The sequence below is a fragment of the Spirochaetales bacterium genome (assembly GCA_016930085.1).
GTDB lineage: Bacteria > Spirochaetota > Spirochaetia > SZUA-6 > JAFGRV01 > JAFGHO01.
In genome coordinates, this window is the sequence record JAFGHO010000021.1 from 1 (window position 1) to 6,335 (window position 6,335).

General features: G+C 52.1%; 6 protein-coding genes. 3 read left to right on the forward strand and 3 right to left on the reverse strand.

Features of this window, described 5'->3' with window-relative positions:
- Window positions 1-141 precede the first annotated feature (141 nt).
- Window positions 142-1,137 carry a radical SAM protein gene (locus tag JW881_03815; protein MBN1696621.1) on the reverse strand — a complete coding sequence of 332 codons (996 nt, stop codon included), beginning with the start codon at window positions 1,135-1,137 and terminating at the stop codon, window positions 142-144.
- A 150-nt stretch (window positions 1,138-1,287) separates the two neighbouring features.
- Between JW881_03815 and JW881_03820 the strand changes: the two genes are divergently transcribed.
- Together JW881_03820 and JW881_03825 are read left to right on the forward strand one after the other, a co-directional pair.
- Window positions 1,288-1,683: a hypothetical protein gene (locus tag JW881_03820; GenBank protein MBN1696622.1), complete on the forward strand. Its 396-nt coding sequence runs from the start codon at window positions 1,288-1,290 to the stop codon at window positions 1,681-1,683.
- Window positions 1,684-1,968: 285 nt separating this feature from the next.
- Complete coding sequence (locus tag JW881_03825; protein MBN1696623.1) at window positions 1,969-2,379, forward strand: hypothetical protein; 411 nt, start codon at window positions 1,969-1,971, stop codon at window positions 2,377-2,379.
- A 109-nt stretch (window positions 2,380-2,488) separates the two neighbouring features.
- On the opposite strand, the gene JW881_03830 is transcribed toward JW881_03825, so the two are convergent.
- Together JW881_03830 and JW881_03835 are read right to left on the reverse strand one after the other, a co-directional pair.
- Window positions 2,489-3,607, reverse strand: a complete 1,119-nt coding sequence (locus JW881_03830) for a hypothetical protein (GenBank protein ID MBN1696624.1) — start codon at window positions 3,605-3,607, stop codon at window positions 2,489-2,491.
- Window positions 3,608-3,794: 187 nt separating this feature from the next.
- A complete protein-coding gene (locus JW881_03835; GenBank protein MBN1696625.1) occupies window positions 3,795-5,423 on the reverse strand; it encodes a glycoside hydrolase family 9 protein in 1,629 nt (542 codons plus the stop codon).
- A gap of 233 nt (window positions 5,424-5,656) precedes the next feature.
- Between JW881_03835 and JW881_03840 the strand changes: the two genes are divergently transcribed.
- The gene (locus tag JW881_03840; protein MBN1696626.1) at window positions 5,657-6,250 is read left to right on the forward strand and encodes a hypothetical protein; all 594 of its coding nucleotides are present in this window, start codon (window positions 5,657-5,659) and stop codon (window positions 6,248-6,250) included.
- The last annotated feature ends 85 nt before the right edge of the window (window positions 6,251-6,335 follow it).

Genomic DNA, 6,335 nt, shown 5'->3' on the forward strand with positions numbered 1-6,335 from the left:
TCATATAAGCGAATTTCAATTCCAGTACAACGTACTTTATATATTCCAACGCTCAAGGCTTCACCTGGCGCAATCGCGCCCTTCGTGTTAAAATATATTAATTAGACTCGGGGCACGGACAACCCGGGAAACGCCGGCCGTTCAACGCTCCCTTTTCAGGGCGCGGTAGAAGCCTTCGGGTTTGAGGTCGGGGCTTTCGACGCCCCTTTCGCATACCAGATAACGCCTTGTCTCCTGGCAGAGGTCGCATTTGGAGACGTATGTTTCTTCGGCCGTAAAACTTTCCGTCCGCTTCGCGTACTCGTACAGCCCGCGTACGCCGGATTGAAGAAGCAGGGTAAGGTACGGGTACCGTCCGTCGTCGAGCGGCCCTCCCAGGTCGTCGAGCCGGACCGCGAGCCCGCTGCACAGCCCGGGGAGGTAGTTGCCGTAAAGGTCCGCATGAAAGTGCGACGTGTCGATGAGTTCCCCGCACGGCGGGGAGGCGAGTATCGTTTTAAGCGCGGCCGGTTTCATGTACGTTCTGTATGTCTCGATCGCCCTGCCGCGAAAGGCGACCCGGTAGCGGCCGGGTATCGAAGCGATATACCCCGGCCCGAAAGCTTTTTCGTATTCCGCGAGCGAATGCGGGGTGTCGGAATCGAACCGCGCCAGGTCGGGGAGGAATTCGTCGACCCAGGGGAAAACCCCCATCCCCGTTTTACGGCAGGCCTCCCTCACCCCCCTGACGCGGGCAAAGGGGATGCGTTCGTTGTGGAAGGGGCTTATCGAAAGGAGGAGCGTGGAGCAGCCCGCTTCGAGAAGCGAACGGAGCACGGCTTCCGCCTGTTCCGGATTGTTATACCACGAGCTGTTCGTCTCGATATAATCGATCGCCACCCCTTCTTCCGCGGCGATGCGTATCACATCGAGAAGGCCGTCCGTGTTCAGGAAGGGTTCCCCGCCGCCCACGTGAACCGCATAACACCCAAGATGCCGGATGGCGCGGAAAGCGGCTTGCGCCGCCTCCGTGGCGATGTAGTCCTTTGCCCGGCCGGGTCCGCAGGCGTAAAGGCAATGGCCGCAGCGTGAGGTGCAGTTGTAGTTCGTGATAATGCCGCCGGATGAAAGGCGGGTGATGAAGGGGGTTTTATTCATACAATCGATATTATACCGCCCTCATCCGTAAAAGTAAACAGATACCGCGGCCGTTTGCGGGACATGGCCGGATTACCGTCTTGATACAGGTTGCATTATGAAAGGAGATAGTGTATAATAAGAAAAAAATTTATCAGTAAGGAGAAGATAATGAAAAGAAGCCGTGTCATAAAAATTCTTTCTTTCCCCGTTTTGTTTGCGGCCCTGTTCTTTTTTTCATGCAATGAACTCGGCGAGCTGTTGGATGTCGATGAAGACCCGTATCCCGATGTTTCCGGAGTGTGGGCGATAACGGATTCCTGCGAAGCACTGCCGCCCATACAGACCGCTACAATAGAACAGAATGATGCCGATTTGACCGTCCTGCTGGAACCGATCAGTGTTACCATGATCGGAACGATTGAAGAAAACGGCGATATCCTTATCGAAGGAAAAATAAATGAAGTGGCAATTACCGTAAAAGGGAAATACGAAGACGGGGATATAATGCAGTTGACCGCATATCTGGCCGATATTATCTGTGATATTACCATCGAAAGAAGCTGATCGCCCGTATTTTTTCTGGTTTTGAAATCTGTTTTATCCCGAACCCTCGGAAAACCGTTCGATGGCGCGAAACGCAGCGTGTGCCGTCTGCGGGATGATGCATTTTTTTTCCCGGCCGGGTCCGCAGGTATAGAGGCAATGGCCGCAGCGTGAGGTGCGGTTGTAGTTCGTGATAATGCCGCCGGATGAAAGGCGGGTGACCGAAGCATGACATCGCTTTTTCTTGCTAAATAGAGGGAAATAGTGTATACTGCAACGAATAGATAAACGTTTTAGGAGCATATAATGAAAAGATACAATATCGCGATAATTCTTTCTTCCCTTATATGTCTTGCCGTATTACTGTGTGTTTCCTGCAACGAGATCGGCAGTATATGGAATGTTGTCGATGAAAATCCTTATCCCGATATATCGGGAGAGTGGGTGATAACCAAATCCTGTGACGCCTTTTCGTCGGTTACGACGATAACGATAGAGCAGGATGATGCCGATCTTGTGCTGACAATGGGCCCGGCACCTGTCATCCTGAGCGGCCTGATCGAGGAGAACGGGGATATCGCTGTAAAAGGAAAAATAGCAATCAATGCAATAAGTCTAAAGATTACCGGGACGGGAAAATATACGAAAGATGAAACGATACTTTTAACGATGGACATTAATTCGATAATCTGTGACATTAAGGCCGAACGGGGCTGAATTGTATTCTTCCTTTGAGGCAGATGTACCGTTTCTCACGCTTTGACTGCCCCCCTGCATATGGGCGGAACGTAACATAATATATAATGAACACAATGTGTGGATGACCTCATACTGCGGCCGAAAAACGTTCGATGGCGCGGACGGCTTCCGCCGAATCGTCGGTAATCGAGAGGAGTTTTTCATACGGTCTTCCTTCCGCGAGTTTCCGTAAAAGGGGATAGACCGGTTTTGTTTTTGTCCAGTACGCGGTGTCGAGAAACACCATCGGACTGGGAAATCCGTAAGAGGAATAATGGTTCTGCGCGGCGTCCTGGAATATTTCCTGGATAGTACCGGCGCTTCCCGGCGTATAGACGATTCCCCCCTTCGCGAGGGCCAGGAGTCCTTCCTCCCGGACGCTGTTCGCGAAATATTTCGCGATCTTTGATGCAAAGGGGGTGGCCGGTTCATGTCCGTAGTGCCATGTGGGAATTCCGATATCGCGGCACACAAAGGTCCTGCACGGGTATCTTTCCATCACCCTGAATGCGGCGGAAAGCCATTCCCTGTTTTTATAGTCGGGGCCGCCGGCAAGCAGACCGAGGATATCATCGACCTCGGTTTCCTCCCGTTTCGCGCACCATGCACCGAGATGCGCGGCATCCATGGCGCCCGGTCCGCCGCCGCTCAGCATGAAATATCCTTTTTCAACAAGACTTTTTGAAAGCATCACCACCTTCCGGTAATCGGGATCCGTCCGGAGGAGGGAATGTCCCCCCATAACGGCGACGATGTTCCTTTCAGGTACCGCGTCGGTGATATCGTGCAGGGCGTCGGTGATCGAATGATCGTGCAGCCGCCGCGCGATCGATTCATAGATGCTGGGCGGCGTGTCCTTGCCGGTTTCAAGATAATGGCGGTAAATGACCGCATCGGGGGTGTTTTCAATGGTATCGGGTTTTTCGGGATCAAAACCCCGGTAGAGTTCGTTCGCCGTGTAAAGCGTCCCCCTGTACGGTCTGAAAGGGACTTTCAGATTGGGGAATATGAGATTGCCGCGTTCTCTCAGCGTCTGTTCGAGTTCCCTGCTCATCGGGCAGCCGAGAAAAAGACATTCCGTAATCTCTCTCCCTTTCAGTTGCTCCGTCAACGGAATGAGGTCCATGTCCTGGAAAATGATCCGGTACATGGAGTCTCCGGCTGCAAGCAGTGAATGCAGCTTCTCATTGGTATCTATTTCTAACATAATTAAGCTTTCTCCGATCTTTTTCCGGGCGGTGTTACAATGACATTATAGTCCGCCGGTTGTTTCAGTTTCAATAGAATGGAAAGAATAAAAGACCGATAAGGTGTGCGAAAAAAAAGGCCGGCTTTGATAGCCGGCCATGGAAAGCTTTTCGTCATCGGGTCTGAGGCGTCCCGTTTCAATGCGTTTAGCAGAAATGATCGATCAACCCGACATAGTAGCGGGCGATGACCAGCGCGTCGACGATATCGATACTGCCGCTGCAGTTCGCGTCCGCCGCTGCTTGATTGAAGTTGGAGGGGGTCAGGCCGACGTAATGCTGCGCGACAAGAAGCGCGTCCACGATATTGATATTCCCATCCGAGTTCACGTCGCCGATGTTCTGTGACGGCGGATTGGTAACGGAAGGCGGGTTTGTGACCGCCGGAGGATTTGTCTGCGCCGGCGGCGATGTAGGACTCGAAGAGCCGCTCAAAAGTCCGGCGAGCGCTCCGACCAGTCCGGCGTTGTAATCGATGGCGACTTCGGTATACTGATACTGGTTGACGTCGTCCACGTAATTGTCGGATTGATCGGGACCTCCCACAAGGGCGCCGGTAAGGGTGTGCTGCGCGGGCTTCTGGTTGTCGCCGTTCGCATAGGTATACCCGTTCGCGGCCCTGTGGTGGGGGTGTGTCGGCCAGTTGGAGCCGTACCCGATCATATACGACATGTTGGCGGGATTCGAACCGAGTATATAGTCGATCTGTTTTGTTGCAAATGTGCGGTAAGCCTGGTTTCCCGTCTCCCTGTAGTAAAGCAGCGAGATCATCGAGGCGGCTGCGTTGTAACGGAGGACACCCCAGTTGTGGAGGTATTTCATGCCGCCCGGCGACGTGGTGAGGGTATTCATCCAGTATTCCAGGTTTTCTTCCACGATGTTCCTGAATGCAGAATCCCCGGTCAGGAGGGTGAGTTTCGTACAGACCGCGAGGCCCATATCGTCCCAGCACATGGTCCAGTGATTCTGGACAAGGGGCTGGTCGCCGTTTCGCGTGGCATGGGAAAGATATTCTTTGATGTCCGTGATGTAGCTCGATGTGCCGTCGACGACATACAGCCATGTCGCGGCCCAGGAAAGGTCGTCGTAATAGGAACTCGACTGATAGAACGACTGTCCCTCACCGTAACCGAGATTGCCTTTTGCCATGGTATACAGGTCGCGGGCAAGGGAAAGACACTGGCTCGCGTAGCCGGAATCCGTGTTCCGATAATTGAGATACATCAATGTGAGTGCGGCCGATGTTTCACCGAGAACGTCCGTGGCCGGATGGCTCGAATCAGCCCACGCGTATGTGGGGCGGTTTGGGTCCTGTTCTTCGGGCGGGCCCCAGTAGGTGTGATCCGCCTCGCCTTCGCCCACCTGGTAATAAAAACGCGAACCGGATTTGCTTTTGATAAAGTAATCGGTAAAGTATTTGAGTGTCGAAAGGAGTTTGTTCGTTGCGCCGGCGCCGTCGAATGCCGATCGGAACTCGTAAAGCGCCCATCCCAGCACCGATGCGGTATAGCCTTGGGGCAGGCCGAATTTGACATGATCGCCGGCATCGTGATAGCCTCCCGTCAGATTGACACCGACATCGTTTCCGTCCTGCGTATGACAGGCGCCTCTCCAGGATGAAAAGACATTGTTCGACGCGACATCGGGTCCGCATTTATTGGCGTCGTAGAACTGAATGGCCTTGGTCAGCGCGTCGGAATAACTCTGCGCCATAAGTGCGAACGGTATACAGAACATGAGGATTGCCGTTAATATAGTTGTTTTTTTTGTTGTCATTTTTAAAATCACCTCCGTTTTTCTATCGTTCAGTTTACTGTTATGATACAGGTTATCAATAAAAGTATGTGCGGTCAATCGGAGTTTTTTCCTATTTCATATAGGATCAATTACCTATGATCGTTAAATAAAAACAATGTCCTGTTTTTCTGTATCGTTATGAGAAAAAAATTTGCATTAATATTGTTTTTCACCGGTTTTGTGGTATGTATTTGAACAAGGAGGAAGTAACATTGAAAAAATATTATTGCATGTTTTGTCTGGTGTTTTTCGTATGTGTATTATCCGGCCACCTCGCTTTCGGTCTGGACGTCACACCGGTGTATACCTTTCCGCCTGTCACGACGCTTACGCCTCTCACACCACCGCCCTTCACCACCCTGACTCCGCCGCCGTATACCACTCCGGGACCGACCCAGCAGCCCGATATCGCCATAATCAATGTGCTTCGTGAATTCCAGTATTCAAGCACTTCAGGTACCGTGTACCGGTATTATGTCTGGGTCGAGCGAAGCGGCGGCAGTCTTTCCGCGGCATCCGTTCCGGTAAGCATATTCACCGGATATGCCTATTCGGACCATGGCGTGCAGCATACGACTAGCGAAATGGCGGTTTTCCCGCAGGGTTCTGCGATCAGCTGTATTACCTGTTCGATCAATACCAGACCCCTTGACGGCGGGGAGTACCCCTTGAGCTACGTCATTTCCTTTTTTGCCGATCCGGACGATGACATCGCGGAATCGAACGAAAACAACAACACATGGATATGCGACAGTGTCGTCAACGATTGTGCGGGCTGCATCGGGCCGGACGAATGTTATCCGTGAGGCGTGATCGATAAAAGGTCGCGACCGATACGGTAGCTGTTTTCATAAACGGTAACGTTTTCATAAACGGTAACGTTTTCATAAA